The organism is Natronospira elongata (assembly GCF_034931365.1).
In the GTDB taxonomy this organism is placed as follows: domain Bacteria; phylum Pseudomonadota; class Gammaproteobacteria; order Natronospirales; family Natronospiraceae; genus Natronospira; species Natronospira elongata.
Map to the genome: position 1 here is coordinate 1 of NZ_JAYGII010000025.1, position 17932 is coordinate 17932.

The 17932-nt window shown below is 63.4% G+C and carries 15 protein-coding genes and 1 CRISPR repeat array; of the genes, 2 read left to right on the forward strand and 13 right to left on the reverse strand.

The features are described 5' to 3' along the window. Both VCB98_RS10465 and VCB98_RS10470 read right to left on the reverse strand, forming a co-directional pair. The coding region (locus tag VCB98_RS10465) for a type II toxin-antitoxin system PemK/MazF family toxin (protein ID WP_346052383.1) at positions 1-348 on the reverse strand (348 nt) is incomplete at its 3' end. Further along, positions 339-626, reverse strand: coding sequence for a ribbon-helix-helix protein, CopG family (locus VCB98_RS10470; RefSeq protein WP_346052385.1), 288 nt, complete (start codon positions 624-626; stop codon positions 339-341). The genes VCB98_RS10470 and VCB98_RS10465, both read right to left, overlap by 10 nt. 120 nt (positions 627-746) lie before the next feature. On the opposite strand from VCB98_RS10470, the gene cas4g/cas1g reads away from it, so the two are divergent. Both cas4g/cas1g and cas2 read left to right on the forward strand, forming a co-directional pair. After that, positions 747-2480, forward strand: a complete 1734-nt coding sequence (gene cas4g/cas1g, locus VCB98_RS10475; RefSeq protein ID WP_406672912.1) for a CRISPR-associated endonuclease Cas4g/Cas1g — start codon at positions 747-749, stop codon at positions 2478-2480. Positions 2481-2485: 5 nt separating this feature from the next. Further along, a complete protein-coding gene (gene cas2, locus VCB98_RS10480) occupies positions 2486-2776 on the forward strand; it encodes a CRISPR-associated endonuclease Cas2 (RefSeq protein ID WP_346052389.1) in 291 nt (96 codons plus the stop codon). Between the two features lie 219 nt (positions 2777-2995). Continuing rightward, positions 2996-4488: a CRISPR direct-repeat array (repeat unit 36 nt; unit sequence CTTATCCGAGGCATCCTGCCTCGGCCTCATTGAAGC). Between the two features lie 178 nt (positions 4489-4666). On the opposite strand, the gene VCB98_RS10485 is transcribed toward cas2, so the two are convergent. The 11 genes from VCB98_RS10485 to VCB98_RS10535 all read right to left on the reverse strand — a co-directional run bounded on the left by VCB98_RS10485 (position 4667) and on the right by VCB98_RS10535 (position 17914). Continuing rightward, entirely contained in the window at positions 4667-5959 is a 1293-nt protein-coding gene (locus tag VCB98_RS10485; protein WP_346052390.1) for an adenylosuccinate synthase, read from the reverse strand. Between the two features lie 42 nt (positions 5960-6001). Further along, complete coding sequence (locus VCB98_RS10490) at positions 6002-7195, reverse strand: ATP phosphoribosyltransferase regulatory subunit (RefSeq protein WP_346052391.1); 1194 nt, start codon at positions 7193-7195, stop codon at positions 6002-6004. A gap of 145 nt (positions 7196-7340) precedes the next feature. After that, the gene (hflC, locus tag VCB98_RS10495; protein ID WP_346052393.1) at positions 7341-8216 is read right to left on the reverse strand and encodes a protease modulator HflC; all 876 of its coding nucleotides are present in this window, start codon (positions 8214-8216) and stop codon (positions 7341-7343) included. Next, positions 8213-9655 (reverse strand): FtsH protease activity modulator HflK, encoded by a 1443-nt coding sequence (hflK, locus tag VCB98_RS10500; RefSeq protein ID WP_346052395.1) that lies wholly within the window; start codon positions 9653-9655, stop codon positions 8213-8215. The genes hflC and hflK overlap by 4 nt, the downstream gene beginning before the upstream one ends. Before the next feature lie 117 nt (positions 9656-9772). Beyond that, positions 9773-11089: a ribosome rescue GTPase HflX gene (gene hflX, locus VCB98_RS10505; protein ID WP_346052397.1), complete on the reverse strand. Its 1317-nt coding sequence runs from the start codon at positions 11087-11089 to the stop codon at positions 9773-9775. 74 nt (positions 11090-11163) lie between these two features. Then, complete coding sequence (gene hfq / locus VCB98_RS10510) at positions 11164-11400, reverse strand: RNA chaperone Hfq (RefSeq protein WP_346052398.1); 237 nt, start codon at positions 11398-11400, stop codon at positions 11164-11166. A gap of 174 nt (positions 11401-11574) precedes the next feature. After that, positions 11575-12525: a tRNA (adenosine(37)-N6)-dimethylallyltransferase MiaA gene (miaA, locus tag VCB98_RS10515; RefSeq protein ID WP_346052399.1), complete on the reverse strand. Its 951-nt coding sequence runs from the start codon at positions 12523-12525 to the stop codon at positions 11575-11577. 28 nt (positions 12526-12553) lie between these two features. Beyond that, positions 12554-14410, reverse strand: coding sequence for a DNA mismatch repair endonuclease MutL (gene mutL / locus VCB98_RS10520; RefSeq protein WP_346052400.1), 1857 nt, complete (start codon positions 14408-14410; stop codon positions 12554-12556). Positions 14411-14457: 47 nt separating this feature from the next. Beyond that, positions 14458-15774 (reverse strand): N-acetylmuramoyl-L-alanine amidase, encoded by a 1317-nt coding sequence (locus VCB98_RS10525; protein WP_346052402.1) that lies wholly within the window; start codon positions 15772-15774, stop codon positions 14458-14460. A 128-nt stretch (positions 15775-15902) separates the two neighbouring features. Next, entirely contained in the window at positions 15903-16412 is a 510-nt protein-coding gene (gene tsaE / locus VCB98_RS10530) for a tRNA (adenosine(37)-N6)-threonylcarbamoyltransferase complex ATPase subunit type 1 TsaE (RefSeq protein ID WP_346052403.1), read from the reverse strand. Further along, the gene (locus tag VCB98_RS10535; RefSeq protein WP_346052404.1) at positions 16409-17914 is read right to left on the reverse strand and encodes an NAD(P)H-hydrate dehydratase; all 1506 of its coding nucleotides are present in this window, start codon (positions 17912-17914) and stop codon (positions 16409-16411) included. The genes tsaE and VCB98_RS10535 overlap by 4 nt, the downstream gene beginning before the upstream one ends. Positions 17915-17932 lie beyond the last annotated feature (18 nt).

Here is a 17932-nt window from a genome sequence, read left to right on the forward strand (position 1 = left end):
CATGGCCAGGCAACCCCGCAGCGCCCGCTGAACCCGTCTCAACTCCACGGGCGTCAGGCGCGTCAACGGTCCCTCGCCCAGGCGATTGCGGTCGATGGCACGCAGATGCTCGGCGCAGACATAGGAGGCTTTCAGAAGACGGTCTCGTGGTGTCACTTCAATTCGGAGCAAGCTGGCGTCCTCATGGCGCTGAGTGGTGAGCGGCGCCACCAATACCGTGGGCAACCCGGCCTCCGTCAGCTCGTCAGCCTGCAGCACGGCAACGGGCCGAACCTTGCCGATCTCGCGTCCTTGATTCGGGTTGAGACGGGCTACCCAGACCTCTCCCAGACGCGGACTTACCGCCACCACGGGTCTCCCGCGTCATACTCTCCAGGCGGCTCGGAGACCTCGTTTTCCAGGTCCAGAAATGCCTCGGCCATTTCGCGGGATTCCCGGGCCGAAGACGCATCATCGCCAACAGCCCTGGCCGCCCGGCCCATGGCCTCCATGAAACGCTGGCGCTCTCGCTCGGCCAGATATGCCCCGATGGCGTCCCGGACCAGCGCCGAGCGTGACCGTTGGCTGCGTCGGGCCTCTGCCTCCAGTCGAGCTTCCAGATCTTGCGGCAGACGCACATTCAGCATCCTATCCACCTCCATAACACATTTAGTCACACTAATTGTATTACATACTGTACACGCCGTCATCCCGCCGGCTAACGAACAGCCGACGCTGCCTCCACCGACTACACTGAAGGGCAAGGAATGCCGGCCAGGGAGGTTGCCGTGCTTCTGAACCAGCAAGAACTCCCCTTGCCCATCCCGCCGCGAGTCGGGGACGAGCCGCTGATTCCGGCGCGGATGGTAAACGAATACAGCTACTGCCCGCGCCTGGCCTATCTGGAATGGGTGCAGGGTGAGTGGGCGGACAGCAGCGACACCGTTCGCGGCCGCTACCAGCACCGGCGGGTGGACAAGGCCGGCGGCAGCCTGCCCCAGGCCGGCGAAGCAACGGACGACGACCGCATTCACGCCCGTTCGGTCACCCTCTCCTCGGATCGGCTGGGCCTGATCGCCAAAATGGACCTGGTGGAAGGGGAAGGCGGTATCGTCCGGCCCGTGGATTACAAGCAGGGCAAGCGCCCGCATCGATCCAAGGGTGCCTGGGATCCGGAGCGGATCCAGGTCTGTGTCCAGGGTCTGATTCTGGAAGAACACGGCTACGAATGCCCGGAGGGCATTCTGTATTTCACGGGTTCCAGGGAACGGGTCACCATCCCTTTCGACGACGACCTCCGGCGCCAGACTCTGTCGGCCATCAACGGCCTGCGTTTGGTGGCCAAGGGTGGGCAGATTCCGCCGCCGCTGGAAGACAGCCCCAAGTGCCCCCGCTGTTCCCTGGCACCTATCTGCCTGCCGGACGAAGTCAATTTCCTCAAGCTGGATAACATCAACATCCGGCCACTGGCGGTGCACCGGGAGGAAGCACTTCCCCTGTATGTGCAGGCGCCGGCGGGTACTGTTCGCAAGGAAGGGGAGATCCTGCGCATCGAGGTGAAGGACCAGCCCACCAAGACTGCTCGAATCAGGGAAGTCTCCCAACTGGTACTGATGGGCAGGATCTCGGTAACCACACCCACCCTGCATGAACTGATGGCGCGCGAAATCCCCGTCACCTGGCACAGTTACGGGGGCTGGTTTCTCGGCCATAGCCAAGGCACCGGCCACAAGAACATCGAACTTCGCCGCGCCCAGTTTAGAGCCGCCGATGATCCCCAGATTCGGCTCCGTATCGCCCGGGGACTGGTCCGGTCCAAGATACAGAACTGCCGGACCCTGATGCGCCGTAACTGGCGCAGTGACGAGGACAATAAAGACCGCTTGACCGATCTCCGGCGCCTGGCCGACAAGGCGCGGCGAAGCCGGGATCTGAACAGCCTGCTGGGCGTCGAGGGTGCGGCGGGGGCCGCCTATTTCGGTGGCCTGCCGATGCTGATCAAATCTGCCAAGCGGGAGCCGGACCAGATGAGCTTCGACTTCCGGCGGCGCAATCGCCGTCCGCCGGCCGACCCGGTCAATGCCCTGCTCTCCTATGCCTATGCCCTGCTGAGCCGGCAATGGGCCGTCACGCTCTCGGCCGTGGGATTCGACCCCTACCTGGGCTTCTTCCATGAGCCCCGATATGGCCGCCCGGCCCTGGCCTTGGACATGATGGAACCCTTCCGCCCCCTGATCGCCGACTCGGCTGTACTTACGGCCATCAACAACGGCGAAGTCCGGCCCGGCGATTTCATTCGTGCCGGTGATGCCGTCAACCTGACGCCAGCCGGACGAAAGCGCTTCATTGCCACCTTCGAACGCCGAATGATGCAGGAAATCACCCACCCATTGTTCGGCTATCGTGTCAGTTACCGGCGGCTGCTGGAACTGCAGGCAAGGCTGCTGGGCAGGTTCCTGCTGGGCGAGCTGCCTGATTTCCCCCACTTCACGACAAGGTGACAGGCATGGATGAACATCTCTACATCGTCGCCTACGACATATCGGACCAGAAACGATGGCGCCGGGTATTCCGTCTGATGCACGGCTACGGCGAATGGCTGCAACTATCCATATTCCAGTGCCGCCTCAATGAAAAGGCGCATGCGGAGATGGTTGCCCTGCTCGACGGCATCATCAATCACGTGGAAGACCATGTCATCACCATGGACATGGGCCCCGCCGAACGCATTCCACCCAAAGTGGTCAGTCTCGGCAAACCTTATGAGACAGTTGAAAAGGAACCTATAATCGTCTAGGGCCGCCGATGTAAGCACCTCGCCCGGCGAAAACGAACGCTCCAGTGGCACAAGACCCTCGGGCAGCGCTCGAATCAACATAGATCTTTAACAATCAGGCAGTTACATCACCCCCACGGGGACCACATGGGGGAAAGGAGGCTCACCATGGCCCTGCTACTTGCACCCCTCGCAACCAACCGGCACACTCTAGGCGCTGCAAGGCTTTTGGAAGCAGCACTTATCCGAGGCATCCTGCCTCGGCCTCATTGAAGCTGCACTGTGTCTATCTGGCATGGCGACCCAGCCAATACTTATCCGAGGCATCCTGCCTCGGCCTCATTGAAGCAAGTTCGCGATCGCTTTCATACCTCACCCCTCGGGTCCTTATCCGAGGCATCCTGCCTCGGCCTCATTGAAGCAACACCATCGACTCGGAGACACGGGCGACCCCACGGGCCCTTATCCGAGGCATCCTGCCTCGGCCTCATTGAAGCCATGGCACAGATCAATGGTTCCCGCATACCCCCGCGCCCTTATCCGAGGCATCCTGCCTCGGCCTCATTGAAGCGTGCTGCGGGACGGCGATCCCTGGGAGGTTACGAGCTATCCTTATCCGAGGCATCCTGCCTCGGCCTCATTGAAGCGACCAGAGCATCGATCAGGTCTTCGGTCTGCTGGGCTTATCCGAGGCATCCTGCCTCGGCCTCATTGAAGCTGGGGCAGGTGGCCGGGGTCGAACCGGCGACATGCTCTTATCCGAGGCATCCTGCCTCGGCCTCATTGAAGCTTGTCATTGCGCCAGAGCTTGAGCCTTCCGCCGTCCGCTTATCCGAGGCATCCTGCCTCGGCCTCATTGAAGCCCCATCGCTGGCCTGGCCCCGATAACGATCAGGTCCGCTTATCCGAGGCATCCTGCCTCGGCCTCATTGAAGCATTTTCCGCAGCCGGTAATCCGTCACCGACTCTTGCTTATCCGAGGCATCCTGCCTCGGCCTCATTGAAGCCGATTCCGGGCACCCTGACCTGGCGCACCTGAGCATCCTTATCCGAGGCATCCTGCCTCGGCCTCATTGAAGCTCGCGGAACTCTTCCACCTTCTCTCGGGGTACCATGCCTTATCCGAGGCATCCTGCCTCGGCCTCATTGAAGCACCTTCAAGGCGCGCAGATAATGCTCTAGCGTCAGCTTATCCGAGGCATCCTGCCTCGGCCTCATTGAAGCGGTTCCTTCGTGTGTTATCCAGTCAGTCATGGTCGGGCTTATCCGAGGCATCCTGCCTCGGCCTCATTGAAGCGCCGGTCCAGCTCCAGCTCCAGCCTGCCAGTACCAGCTTATCCGAGGCATCCTGCCTCGGCCTCATTGAAGCATGCCGCCACCAAACAAGCTCATCATTCGCTGAAACATCTTATCCGAGGCATCCTGCCTCGGCCTCATTGAAGCCGGTGCTTCGCTTTTCCTACCATCCGACCCTCCCCACCTTATCCGAGGCATCCTGCCTCGGCCTCATTGAAGCGGGGAGGGTTCAGCAATCGCCTCCGCGTTAGCGGGGCTTATCCGAGGCATCCTGCCTCGGCCTCATTGAAGCAGTCGCATGGCCGGACCGCTGCGCATGCTGGCCGGTCTTATCCGAGGCATCCTGCCTCGGCCTCATTGAAGCTCCCTTCAACAGCCACAATCACACCGTTATCGCTGGTCTTATCCGAAGCATCCTGCCTCGGCTTCATTGGTAATCAGTAATGGTCCATGGTTATCAGAACCGATGACCGCAGATAAATCCGTTCCTACGGCGGGTCATGGGTGTGGCTTGGGGAGGCGTGTAGTTTCGGGGGCCTGGTGGAGCGAGTTGGCCTCCCGTGGGAGCGGGAGGCCGAGGCTGAGTTTCCATGGGTCTGCGCGAGTGCCGATTGTTCAGTCGAAGGGATGGCGAAGAAGGATGGTTTCGGCGCGATCCGGGCCGGTGGAAATGATGTCGATGGGCACACCCACCAGTTCCTCAATGCGCTTGAGGTAGTTACGGGCTGCTTCGGGGAGCTGGTCCAGTTCGGTAATGCCGAAAGTGTTCTCGCTCCAGCCGGGCATTTCCACGTAGATGGGTTCGCATTCATCGAAACCTTCGGCACCCAGGGGCGGGGTGCTGCGCTCGCCGTGTTCGGTGCGGTAGCCGACGCAGATGCGGAGCGTTTCCAGGCCATCCAGAACATCCAGCTTGGTGATACAGAGGCCGGAGACGGAATTGTTGATCACCGAGCGCTTGAGGGAGACGGCGTCGAACCAGCCACAGCGGCGAGGCCGACCGGTGGTGGCGCCAAATTCATGGCCACGCTTTGCCAGATGCTGGCCCATCTCGTCGGACAACTCGGTGGGGAAAGGACCGGCGCCGACGCGAGTGGTATAGGCCTTGACGATGCCGAGCACGTAATCGAAGTAGCGCGGGCCCAGGCCGGTGCCGGTAGCGGCGCCGCCGGCGGTGGTGTTGGACGAAGTCACGAAGGGATAGGTCCCCAAGTCGATGTCCAGCAGCGAGCCCTGGGCACCCTCGTAAAGACCGTTGCCGCCGGATTCATGGGCCTGATGCAGAAGATCGGTGACATCGCAGACCATGGGCTCGAGGGTTTCGCTCATCTTCAGGTAGCTTTCCAGGCATTGCTGGAAATCCACCGGTTCGGCATTGAAAAAGTGCTGAAGCACGAAGTTGTGGTAGTCCAGCACTTCGCCCAGCTTGGCGGCGAAGCGCTCCCGGTGAAAGAGGTCGGAGACGCGCAGGGCGCGACGGGCGACCTTGTCTTCATAAGCGGGTCCGATGCCGCGGCCGGTTGTGCCAATGGCACGGGCACCGCGGGCTCGCTCCCGAGCCTGATCCAGAGCCACATGGGAGGGCAGAATCAGGGCACAGGCGGGGCTGATGCGAAGACGCTCACGGGCGGGGACGCCTTCATCCTCCAGGGTCTGGAGCTCTTCCAGCAGGGACTCGGGATGCAAGACCACCCCATTGCCGATCATGCAGGTCACTCCTTCCCGCAGAATGCCCGACGGAATCAGGTGCAGAACGGTCTTCTTGCCGTCGATGACCAGGGTATGGCCGGCATTGTGGCCGCCCTGGAAACGGGCCACTACCTCGACCCGATCCGTGAGCAGGTCGACGACCTTGCCCTTGCCTTCATCACCCCACTGGGTACCCACGACGACGACATTCTTGCCCATTATGATTCCCGTGTTTGATCAGGCCCGCAGTCGCGGGCGGACTTAATCCAGTGCAACCACTTCCCAGTGGCCGCCCCTGCGCACCAGCCGACGATCACAACCGTGACCATCGGCCTCAAATTCAGTCTCCGGCAACTCCCGCAAGACCCGCTCACCCTGGGCCCTCAAGCCGGCGATGGCCTCTTCCAGGGCGGCGTCCTCCTCGGCAGGCGCCAACACCCCACCCTTTGGCCGCTCACCCTCATTGCTGTCCGGGACACAGGCCATCAGGGCCTTGAGATCGGCACTGAAACCGGTTGCCGGCCGCGCACGGCCGAAGGCCTCGCCGATACCGTCATAACGCCCGCCCCGAGCCAGGGCCTGACCATGCGCCGGATGAAAGGCACCAAAAACCAGCCCGTTTTCATAGTTGTAACTGTGAAGCTCGGCCAGATCAAAATGAATGGACAGGGCCGGGTAACAGGCCTGAACCCGTTCCGCCACAGTTTCCAGTCGATCCAGCGCTGCCTCAACCTCACTGCCGGCATCGCTCAGCCGCTCACGGGCCTGGGCCAATACCTCGTCGCCACCATGAAGTTCGACCAGGGCCGCCAATTGGGCCCGATGGTCCTCACCCAGTGGTAGTTCGGCCAGAGCCTGATGGTACTCGCCCACGGCCTTTCGGCGCAGGGGCTCGAACAGCTCTCGTTCCGCCTCGCCCTCAAGACCTGCCTGAGCGGCCAGATTGCGGTAGATGCCCACATGCCCAAGGTCCAGCGTGAGACCCTCGACACCGGCCACCCGCAGGGTCTCGAGCATCAGGCGAACCACTTCGATATCGCTGGCCTCGCCGCGATGGCCGAACAATTCGGCACCTATCTGCAGGGGGCTGCGTGATGTGGACACCCCTTCCGGCCGTGCCCGCAGCACCGTGCCCATGTAGCAGAGCCGGGTCGGTCCCTGGCAATTGATCACATGAGCATCAATGCGGGCCGCCTGGGGCGTCATGTCGGCGCGTATCCCCAGCAGGCGGCCACTGAGTTGGTCCATCACCTTGAAGGTCTGCAGGTCCAGATCGTGGGCATTACCCGTCAGCAGGGACTCCAGGTACTCCACGAAGGGAGGGAACATCAGGTCGTAGCCCCAGGACCAGTACAGATCCAGGAGACGGCGACGCATGGCATCCAGCCGCCAGGCTCTTGGCGGCAGGACTTCCTCGACTCCGGCAGGCAGCAACCAGCGTTCTGTGGCAGTCATGGCTCTCGTCCGAAACCCCGACCAGCGCCGGGGATGGCTCAGGCAGACAGGGGTCGCTGGCATGACCAGGAACCCTTGCCGCACACAAACAGGCCACCGGCCGCACGAAGGCGGCCGGTGGCGGAACAGGGAGGACTGTGCGGACTCAGTCCTCCGGGATCATATGCTTGAAATAGCGGAAGAACTCGCTGTCCGGCTCCAGGACCATGATGTCCTGATCCTCCTGCCCGATCGCACGGCGATAGGCCACCAGGCTACGGTAGAAGGAGAAGAACTCACGGTCCACCTCATAGGCGGCAGCATAGATCTCGGTAGCGCGAGCATCACCTTCACCACGAAGTTCCTCTGCCCGCCGGTAGGCATCCGCGAGGATTTCTTCACGCTGACGGTCGGCATCGGCACGGATCCGCTCAGCCCCTTCCTCGCCCTGGGCGCGGAGCAGTGTGGCATCCCGGCGACGCTCCTTGATCATTCGGTCGAAGACCGACTGGGTCACGTCATCAGGCAGCTCGATCTGCTTGATTCGGAAATCCACAATGGTAACACCAAGGGCCGAGGCCGCATCACGACCGCGATCCACCATCAGGCGCATCATTTCCATCCGCTCGGCGGCGATCACGTCTTCCACCGTGCGGCGCGCGAACTCATTCCGGATCCCGGCTCTGGAGATTTCCAGCATCCGTTCCCGGGCACGATTCATATCACCCCGGGTGGCCCGATAGAAATCACCGGCATCCTCGATTCGCCATTTGACGAAGAAATCCACCAGAACGTTCTTGCGCTCCTGAGTAAGGAACCGCTCCGGGCGGTGGTCCAGGGTCAGGATACGGCGCTCGAACTTGAGCACACGCTCTGCGAAGGGCAGCTTGAAATGCAGCCCCGGTTCATAGTTTTCGGCCACCATCTCGCCGAAGCGCAACTTCACCACGGCCTCACGCTCATCCACGATGAAGACCGACTGGGAGCCGACGAAAATGGCCAGGGCCAGAATGACCAGTATGGGAGTAATCCAGCGGTTCATCGGCGACCTCCTCGGCTACGCAGGCCTTCCCGGAAACGGGGTTCATCGCTTTCAGTCTGGCGGCGTTCGCCGTCACTGTTGCCGGAATCTCCCTCGCTGCGCGCGCCATGCCGTTGCAGCAGCTTGTCCATAGGCAGGTAAAGCAGATTATTGCTACCTTCCGACTGGTCGATAATGACCTTGGGCGTGCGGCCGAGGACGTCTTCCATGGTCTCCAGATAGAGACGCTCTCGGGTCACCTCGGGGGCAAGCTGGTATTCGGTCACCAACTGGGAGAAACGGGAGGCATCACCGTCCGCCCGATCCACCACCCGGGCGAGATAGGCGCGGGCTTCTTCAATCTCACGCGCCGCGGCACCGCGGGCACGGGGCACCACATCATTTCGATAGGCCTCGGCCTCCAGCATCAGACGCTCCCGGTCCTCACGAGCCTTGATGGCGTCTTCCACCGCCGGCTGCACGGCCTCGGGGAAGTTGACGTCCTGCAGGTTGACCTGGGTCACTTCGATACCCGCGCCGTAACGATTCAGGGTCTCCTGAACCGACAGGTGCGTGGTCAGCTCCAGGAAGCTACGTCCCTCACCGATCAGCACACAGCCCATGATGGTGTTACCCACCACTTCGCGCACCGCACTTTCGGTGACCTCATTCAGGGTCTCGTCGGGGCGCTCTACATTGAACAGGTAGTTGTGGGCGGGTTCGCGAACGGTCTGGGGGCCGGCCGCCTCGGGGCCCAATTCTGCCTCCTCGCCACCGTTGTCGTAATCCGGATAGGTGTAGACACAGGTGATATCGCGACCACCCAGGCCATCCTCCAGATCCATGTCGGCGTCCTCGAGCTCCTCGGGCACTTCACCGTTGACCTCTTCAAGCTCGTCCACGTCTTCCACGCGGACTTCGCGGTCACGGATATCGGCCGCTCCCATCAGGCGTTCCGCCAATTCGCTCAAGGCGCCGGAATCACCCACGCGATACTGAACGTTGAGGTCGACCTCGACGATGTTTTCGTCCTTGGTCAGCATGCGGGAGCGATAGTTGAAACGGCGGATTTCATTGACGTTGACCCGCTCCACGGTTTCCACCGGCCAGGGGATGCGCCAGTGCAGACCGGGCCCTTCGGTGCGCTCGTAGGCACCCACGCGCAAGACCACGCCGCGCTCGGCATCGTCCACGGTGTAAAAACCGGACAACAGCCAGATCACCAGCAGGGCGGCCGCCACCAGGCCCACCATGGGCGCGCTGGGCACTTGTCCGCCGCCTCCGCTATTGCCGCGGCCACCGCCGCTGCCACTGCCGCCACCGAAAAGGCGCTGCTTCAGGTTGCGAAAGACCTCGTCGAGATCGGGCGGACCCTGTTCTCCACCGCCCTTTCCCGAGCCGTTGTTCCCACGGGGGCCACCCCACGGGTCACGGTTTTTACCGGGTTCATTCCAAGCCATTGGCGAATTCCTCGACTGGAAAAATAACCCCGCCGCCGACTGCCAGCAGCCGTCGGCCACGGGGGCAAAAAAAGAGGGCCTATTTTACGGAGCCCGGGCGCACCCGGGCAAGGCAATTCAATGCGAGGCCGGCAGTGCCGCTGACGCCTCGGCCTCGTCCAGGCCGCGCGGCCGGGGTAAACCCTCCTCCCGCGCAAGCTTCTGGTAAACACTTTCCGATAACCGCAAGTGGAGGTCGATATCGCCCGCCGAAGTGGGTGACTCGTCGTGGACCGCATCCAGGGCATAGAGCCTGGCCCGCAGCCGGCCCTGGCTCGGACCCAGTCGGACCCATCCATCCAGTTCCCGACCGGCCAGTCGCTCGGCCACTGCCGCCAGCAGCAGGTCCATACCCTCACCAGTGGCGGCCGATACGCGGACCGCACGGATCACACCGTCGGCGTCCCGCTCGACCCCGACCGTTTTGTCGGTGAGATCGATCTTGTTGAATACCAGCAACTGGGGCACATCACCGGCGCCAATCTCGTCCAGCACCTCGTCCACCGTCTCAATCCGCTCCTGGCGTTCCGGATCGGCCACGTCAATCACGTGCAGCAGCAGATCGGCATCCCGGGTTTCCTGCAGTGTGGAGCGGAAGGCAGCCACCAGGTCGTGGGGCAGATGACGGATAAACCCCACCGTATCCGCCAGTACCGTCTCGCTGCCGCCCGGCACCGGCAGGTGGCGCAGGGTTGGGTCGAGGGTCGCGAATAATTGATCCGCCTGATAGACCTCCGCCTCGGTCAGGCGATTGAACAGGGTGGACTTGCCGGCGTTGGTGTATCCCACCAGGGAGGCGGTGGTGACTTCCCGGCGTTTGCGGCCCTGACGGCCCTGATCCCGCTGCTTGCGGACCTTGTCCAACCGCCGGGAGACCTGCTTGATTCGCTGACCGATCATGCGACGGTCCATTTCCAGCTGGGTCTCACCGGGCCCGCGCAGACCAATACCGCCCTTTTGCCGCTCCAGGTGGGTCCAGCCCCGCACCAGGCGGGTGGAGAGGTGGGTCAACTGCGCCAGCTCCACCTGCAACTTGCCCTCGTGGGTCTGGGCGCGCTGGGCGAAGATATCCAGAATCAGGCCGGTCCGGTCCAGCACCCGGCACTTGAGGCGGGCCTCCAGGTTGCGCTCCTGGCTGGGAGACAGATGGTGATTGACAAGAACCAGATCGGCCTTGTGAAATTCCACCGCCTCGGCGATCTCTTCCGCCTTGCCACCGCCGACAAAATAACGGGGATCTGGGCTGGAACGGCTATGCGTCAGGACCTCAAGCACCTCCGCGCCGGCCGACCAGGCCAGTTCGCGAAACTCGGACAGGGCATCGGTATCCGCGGCGGGACCAAGATCCACATGAATCAGCAGGGCGCGATGGCCTGCTTCGGGACGTTCAAACAATCAACACCTCCGCGTCATCCGCCTGGATGACGCCAAGCCGGGTCATGCACGGGCCGCAAAGCGACCCGACAGCATCAGTCATCACCTTCCCCATTGCCATTCATGCGCACATTACGGGCCGGCACGATGGTGGAGATGGCATGCTTGTAGACCATCTGATTAATGCTGTTTCTCAGCAGAATGACGAATTGATCAAAGGAATCGATTTGCCCCTGCAGCTTGATGCCGTTAACCAGATAAATGGACACCGGAATCTTTTCCTTGCGCAGGGTATTGAGAAACGGTTCCTGAAGCGACTGCCCCTTGGCCATCTTAACGTCTCCTTCGAGGTCTTATTATTGGGGAGCCTCCTCCGAGGCTCTCAGGAAACTGCCGCCACCCGAGGCCGGGACTCTCAGGGCTATGGCGGACCGGCCAAATCGGCCCGATCCTGCGGCGTTCAGTCTATCACAGCATCTCTGACTACGAAGCCCATCCACATGTCATCAAAAGACACCCGGCAAGGCCTCGTCAAGGATCGCCCGGAGTGCCTCGCAGGGCCGCGGTCGATCACAGGCAATCACATTGAGTTCCGGCTCCGCCCGCATCCAGGTGATCTGGCGCTTGGCGAGCTGTCGCGTGGCGACAATCCCCCGATTAACTGCCTCTTCAAGGGTCCCGCGTCCCGACAGGTATTCCCAGATCTGGCGATAACCCACCGCACGCAAGGCGGGGGTGGACAGATCAAGATCACCACGGGCCCGCAGGGCCGCCACTTCCTCCACCAGCCCCTGGTCCATCATCAGCCGAAAGCGACGGGCAATGCGCTCATGCAGCCAGGCCCGATCATCCGGCATCAGACCCAGACGGACCACCGGCCAGGGACAGTCTCGGACGGCTGCCTCGCGCTGAAGTTCCGTCAACGGGCGGCCGGTAAGCTCATAGACCTCCAGGGCCCGCTGGATGCGCTGGGGGTCATTGGGGTGAATGCGCGCAGCCGCCGGCGGGTCAATGGTCGCCAGGCGCTGATGCAACGCCGCCCAGCCCTGCGCCTCTGCCGCCTCTTCCAGGCGGGCCCGGACGGCCTCGTCGGCATCGGGGAGGTCCGCCAGTCCCCGCAGCAGGGCGCGGTAGTACAGCATGGTTCCGCCCACCAGCAGCGGAATACGACCGGCGCGCTGGATGTCCTCAATCTCACGGCGGGCATCGTCCCGAAATCGGGCGGCCGAATAGGGCTCGGCAGGGTCCAGGAAATCAATCAGGCGATGGGGGGCGCGGGCCAGTACTTCAGGGCCGGGCTTGGCGGTGCCGATATCCATGCCGCGATAGACCAACGCCGAATCCACGCTGATGATCTCGAACGGCCCTGCCTCGACCAGGGCTACCGCCAGATCGGTCTTGCCGCTGGCGGTGGGGCCCATCAGGCAGACAATGGGAGCGGGCGTCGAGTCGGTCATTGGCAGCAGGAGCCTCTGATTGATCCGGTCACTGCCCGCGCAGGAACAATTTGTCCAGCTCGTCCATGCTCAGCCGGAACCAGGTCGGGCGTCCATGATTGCATTGCCCGCTGCGCTCGGTGCGCTCCATATCCCGCAGCAAGGCATTCATTTCCTCCACCGTGAGACGACGATTGGCGCGCACCGAACCGTGGCAGGCCATGGTCGACAGGACCTCATCCACAGACTCCCGCAATCGCCCGCTACGGCCATGGACTGAGAGATCGGAGAGTAGATCCCGAAGCAGTTGCACCGGATCGCTGTTACGCAGATGGATCGGGATCTGGCGAATCATCAACAGCTCCGGGCCGGCGCGATCCACCTCCAGACCCAGGCTGGCAAAGTCCTCGCGCCCCTCCTCGGCCAGATCCGCTTCCCGTTGGGAGACCGGCAACTCCACCGGCACCAGCAAGGGCTGACTGGCCACGGAGCCGGCATCGAACTCCCGCTTCATGCGCTCATAGACAATGCGCTCATGAGCCGCATGCATGTCCACCACCACCAGGCCATCAGCGCTTTGAGAGAGGATATAAACGCCGTGCAACTGGGCCAGGGCGAATCCGAGCGGCGGCACCGAATCGCTGTCGCTTGTAGTCGGGGCCGGATCGGGCTCCTGGATGCGATGGCTCATTTCAAAGGGCGGCGGCTCGGAATAGGCCCGGCCGGCCCCGCCATTGCCCCTTGCCGCCCCACCCGGCAGGCCCAGACCGATACCGGCCTGGCGTGGCGGCGGGTCGGACTCGCCCGCCTGCCCCGGGGACGGCGCCAGGGGCGCGGGCGCTGCCGGACCGGCGTCCTGACCGGCCCGGGTCTCGGCCAGCACCTCGTGCAGGGTGCGGAAGAGAAAATCATGGACCAGGCGCTGTTCGCGGAAACGCACTTCATGTTTCTGGGGATGGGCGTTGACATCCACCAGCGCCGGATCCAGCTCAAGATGGAGCACATAGGCCGGATGACGCTGGCCATAGAGCACATCGCGGTAGGCCTGGCGGATGGCGTGAGCCACCAGGCGATCGCGGACCATGCGGCCGTTGACGAAAAAATGCTGCAGATCGGGCTGGCTGCGGGAAAAGCTGGGGCGTGCCACCCAGCCATGCAAACGCAGGCCAGCGCCCGAATGTTCGATATGCAAGGATTCTTCCAGAAAGGCCTGGCCACAGAGGGCCGCCACGCGGCGTTCCCGGACAGCCTGATCCTCCCCCGCCGGCAGGGTGAAAACCGGCTTGCCATTATGTAACAGTCGGATCTCGACATGATCACGGCTCAGTCCCACCCGGCGGACCACCGTTTCCAGATGACCAAACTCCGTCCTTTCGGTACGCAGGAACTTACGCCGCCCCGGGGTATTGAAAAAGAGGTCCCGCATTTCGACGGTGGTCCCTTCCGGATGGGCCGTGGGCTGCGGCCCTTCGAACCCTCCCTGGCCATCACCCAGCAGTTCATGGCCCTGTTCCTCACCGCGAGTCCGAGAGCGAAGCTTGAGCCGCGCCACTGAAGCGATACTGGCCAGAGCCTCGCCCCGAAAGCCCAGCGTCACCACTCGCTCCAGGTCTGCCATGTCCACCAGTTTGCTGGTGGCATGACTGCTCACGGCCAGGGGTAAATCGGCGGCGGCAATGCCGTCACCGTCATCGCGGACCCGAATCAGGCGCACACCGCCCTGCTCCACCTCGATCGTGATCCGCCGGGCACCGGCATCCAGACTGTTTTCCAGCAGCTCCTTGACCACCGAGGCGGGACGCTCCACCACCTCGCCGGCGGCAATCTGATTCACCAGCTGGGGTGGCAGGGCACGAATGGGGCGACGGGCCGTGCGGTTAGGGGCGGTGTCCTTGCTGGCGCTCATGAGAATCCCGGTACAAAGCCAAAACGGCATTGTACCGGGAGGAGGCTTCAGCTCGAAGTGGGGATGCGCAGGACCTGGCCGACCCGGATCCGGTCGCCGTTGAGGTCATTGGCCTGACGCAGCTGGTTGACGCTGACGTCGTACTTGCGGGCGATGGCGGAAAGGGTTTCACCCCGGCTGATGCGGTGCTCACGCCCCGGGCTGTCCCCATTGCGGACCATCTGCGCGATTCGGGTGCCGGGCACCGGGTTTTCCCAGAAGTAATCACGGATGCCATCAAGAATGTACCGGGCGAGATTTTCCTGGTATTCACGCTGATTGAGCAGCCGCTCTTCCTGGGGGTTGGAGATGAAGGCACTCTCCACCAGGATGGAGGGCATGTCGGGGGCGCGAAGCACGGCAAAACCGGCCTGCATGACTTCGCGCTTGTGCAGACGGATATTGCCCCCCATCTGCTGGATCAGGCGGTCACCGAGGTCGAGACTGGCGCTGATGGAGGCCGACTGGGACAAGTCCATGAGCACCGAAGCCACGGTATCGTCCTTGTCGGACAGCTTGACCCCGCCGATCAGATCGGCCGAGTTCTCGCGGTCGGCCAGCCACTGGGCGGCTTCGTGGCTGGCGCCACGCTGGGAAAGGGTATAGACCGAGGCCCCGCGGGCACGGGGGTCCTTGAAGGCATCGGCATGAATGGAAATGAACAGGTCGGCCTCGGCATCACGGGCACGCTGGACGCGGTCGCGCAGGGACACAAAGTAATCCCCGGTCCGGATCATGAAGGGTTCCATGCCCGGCTCGGCGTCCAGCAAACGCTCCAGGCGCCGCGCAATCTGCATGACCACATCTTTCTCGCGTGTGCCACTGGGGCCGATGGCACCCGGGTCCTCGCCGCCGTGACCGGCGTCAATGGCAATGACCACCGGACGGCTCTCGCCATTGGGCAATTCGCGCACCGTATCCCGCGCCCGTTCGCGGCTGTTCTTGCGATCCAGGTCCACCACCAGGCGATGACCATATTGCTCATTGGGCTCAACCAGGAAGCTGCGCGGGCGCGCCTCCTCGGCGAGATCCAGCACTACCCGCAACTGACCGTTTTCCCGCTTGCCACTGCGAATGCCGGCAACGACCCCATCCCCGGCGGGGGAAAAACCGTCCGAAAGACGGGCATTGCTAAGATCGATAACAATCCGGTCCGGCTCGGAGAGGGAGAACAGACGATGGTCCGCAGGCCCGGACAGATCGAAGACGACACGGGTTCTCTCCGGCGAATCCCACAGGCGCACACCCTCCACCTCGGTTGCATGGGCAGCCGGGAAGGCAGTCAGCAACATGAGCAGGGACAGCAGGGCGCGGCAGCTTCGCATTGTCGGGATACTCCCTTGTCCGACTCGGGCCCGGTCTCCGTCGAAACCGATGCGTCTGCCCCAATCTATACAACAGGACGGGCAAAAATCAAGTTTTTTCAGTAAAAATAGCTATCTAGAAAGAATTCTTATTGCGGCTTATCAAGGGCAATATCGGCCTCGTCCCGAAGCCGCGACGGCAGGCCTGCAAGCAGGGACGCGCCCCTCGGGCCGAGGGCCTTCAGCGTCGCCAGTCGCCCGGCTTGCGCATGCTCGAGCGCAATCTCACAGTCCGCCTCCGGCAGCAGGCCCCGTCCCCGCTCCGGCCACTCCACCAGCAAGACCAGGTCACTGGCATCCATGTCACGAATGCCAATGAACTCCAGCTCTTCCGGGTCGGCAAGCCGATAGAGATCCATGTGCCAGACCCGGCGACCGGCGGGCTCGTAGGGCTCCATCAGTGTGTAGGTGGGGCTGCGGACCGGGCCGCTCTCACCGAGGGCACGCAGGAAGGCGCGGCACAGACTGGTCTTGCCAGCGCCCAACTGGCCGGACAGGTAGATCACCAGGCCCTCCCCGGGCGGCAAGAGCTCGGCCAGTGCGGCCCCCAGGGCCTGGGTACCCTCCTCCCTGGGCAGGTGAAGCTCCAGCTCACTCATCGGCGCTCTCCAGCGGGATTAACCAGACGCTGTACCGCCGGCAACAGGTCCGGGGCCTGCAAGCCGCGCTGCCCCTGCTCCCGGGCGGCCAGATCGCCGGCAGTGGCATGCAGCCAGGTGGCGACCCAGGCCGCCTCGCCTTCCGGCAGACCCTGGGCCCGCAGCCCTCCCGCGATTCCCGCCAGGATGTCACCCATCCCGGCCACCGCCATACCCGCATTGCCGGCATCACAGACATGGGTCACCCCCTGTGGCTCGGCGATCAGACTGCCGGCGCCCTTGAGTACCACCGTGGCCTGGTAGCGCTCGGCCAGGGCGGTGACGGCAGCGAATCGGTCGGCTTCCAGTTCGGCAGGGGACTGTGACAACAGCCGTCCAGCCTCTCCCGGATGCGGTGTCAGTATGCTGCCGGCTGGAGGCCGGCGCCCGTCGCGGGCCAGCAGATTGAGTCCATCGGCATCCAGCACCAGCGGGCGCCCCGAATCCAGTGCCAGCCGCCAGAGACGCCGGCCCCAGGCCCCCTGTCCAAGACCCGGCCCGACCACCAGGACATCGGCCGTGGCCAGGGTTGCCCGAGCCTGGGCGGGACGACGAATTCCCTGAACCAGCAGACTGGGAGCGCGAGCCAGAGCCGCGCTCACGTGTTCAGTGCGGGTCAGCAGACTCACCCGGCCCGCACCGGCGCGGAGGGCGGCCTCGGCGGCCATGATGCCCGCACCGCCCATGCCATGATCGCCGCCGAGCACGACCACATGGCCGTGCCGACCCTTGTGAGCAACCGGCGAGCGTGGTCTCAGGCAGGCTGCCACCGCCTGGCGCTCGATCAGGAATGCCGTCGGCGTCATGCCCTGGTACACGGCATCGGGAATATCCAGGCGTTCAAAATGCACCCGACCACACACGGCCCGGGCCTGCCCGGTATGGAGGCCACGCTTGCGGCCCACAAATGTGGAGGTATGGGAAGCGCGAACGACATCCCCCAGCAACTGCCCGGTATCCGCATCCAGGCCAGTGGGACAGTCCACGGCAAAGACCGGCGCCGGATGGGCATTGGCCAAATTCACCAGTGTCGCGATCTGCCCCTCGGGAGGACGCGCCAACCCGGTGCCGAGCAGGGCATCCACGATCAGGCCGGTATCCCCCGGGAGCTGCTCCTGAAAGTTGCTGATCTCACCGCCCGCCCGCAGCCAGTCATCCCGGGCCCGAGCCGCGTCACCGCCGAGGCGGTCGGAATCCACTGCCGAGACCAGGGTCACCGGCAGTTCTGCTTCAAGGGCGAGCCGGGCAATCACGTAACCATCGCCACCGTTATTGCCGGGGCCGGTGAGCACCAACAGACGACCACTGCCGCCGGGCCAGAAGAAGCGCAGACGCCGAAAGGCTGCCTCACCGGCTCGGCACATGAGTGGATAGCCGCCGATACCGGCATCCTCGATCGCCCGACGATCCAGCTCACGGACCTGGGCGGCGGTATAGAGTGCTTGTTCGGGAATCCTTGTCATAGGCCAAGAGTATAAAGG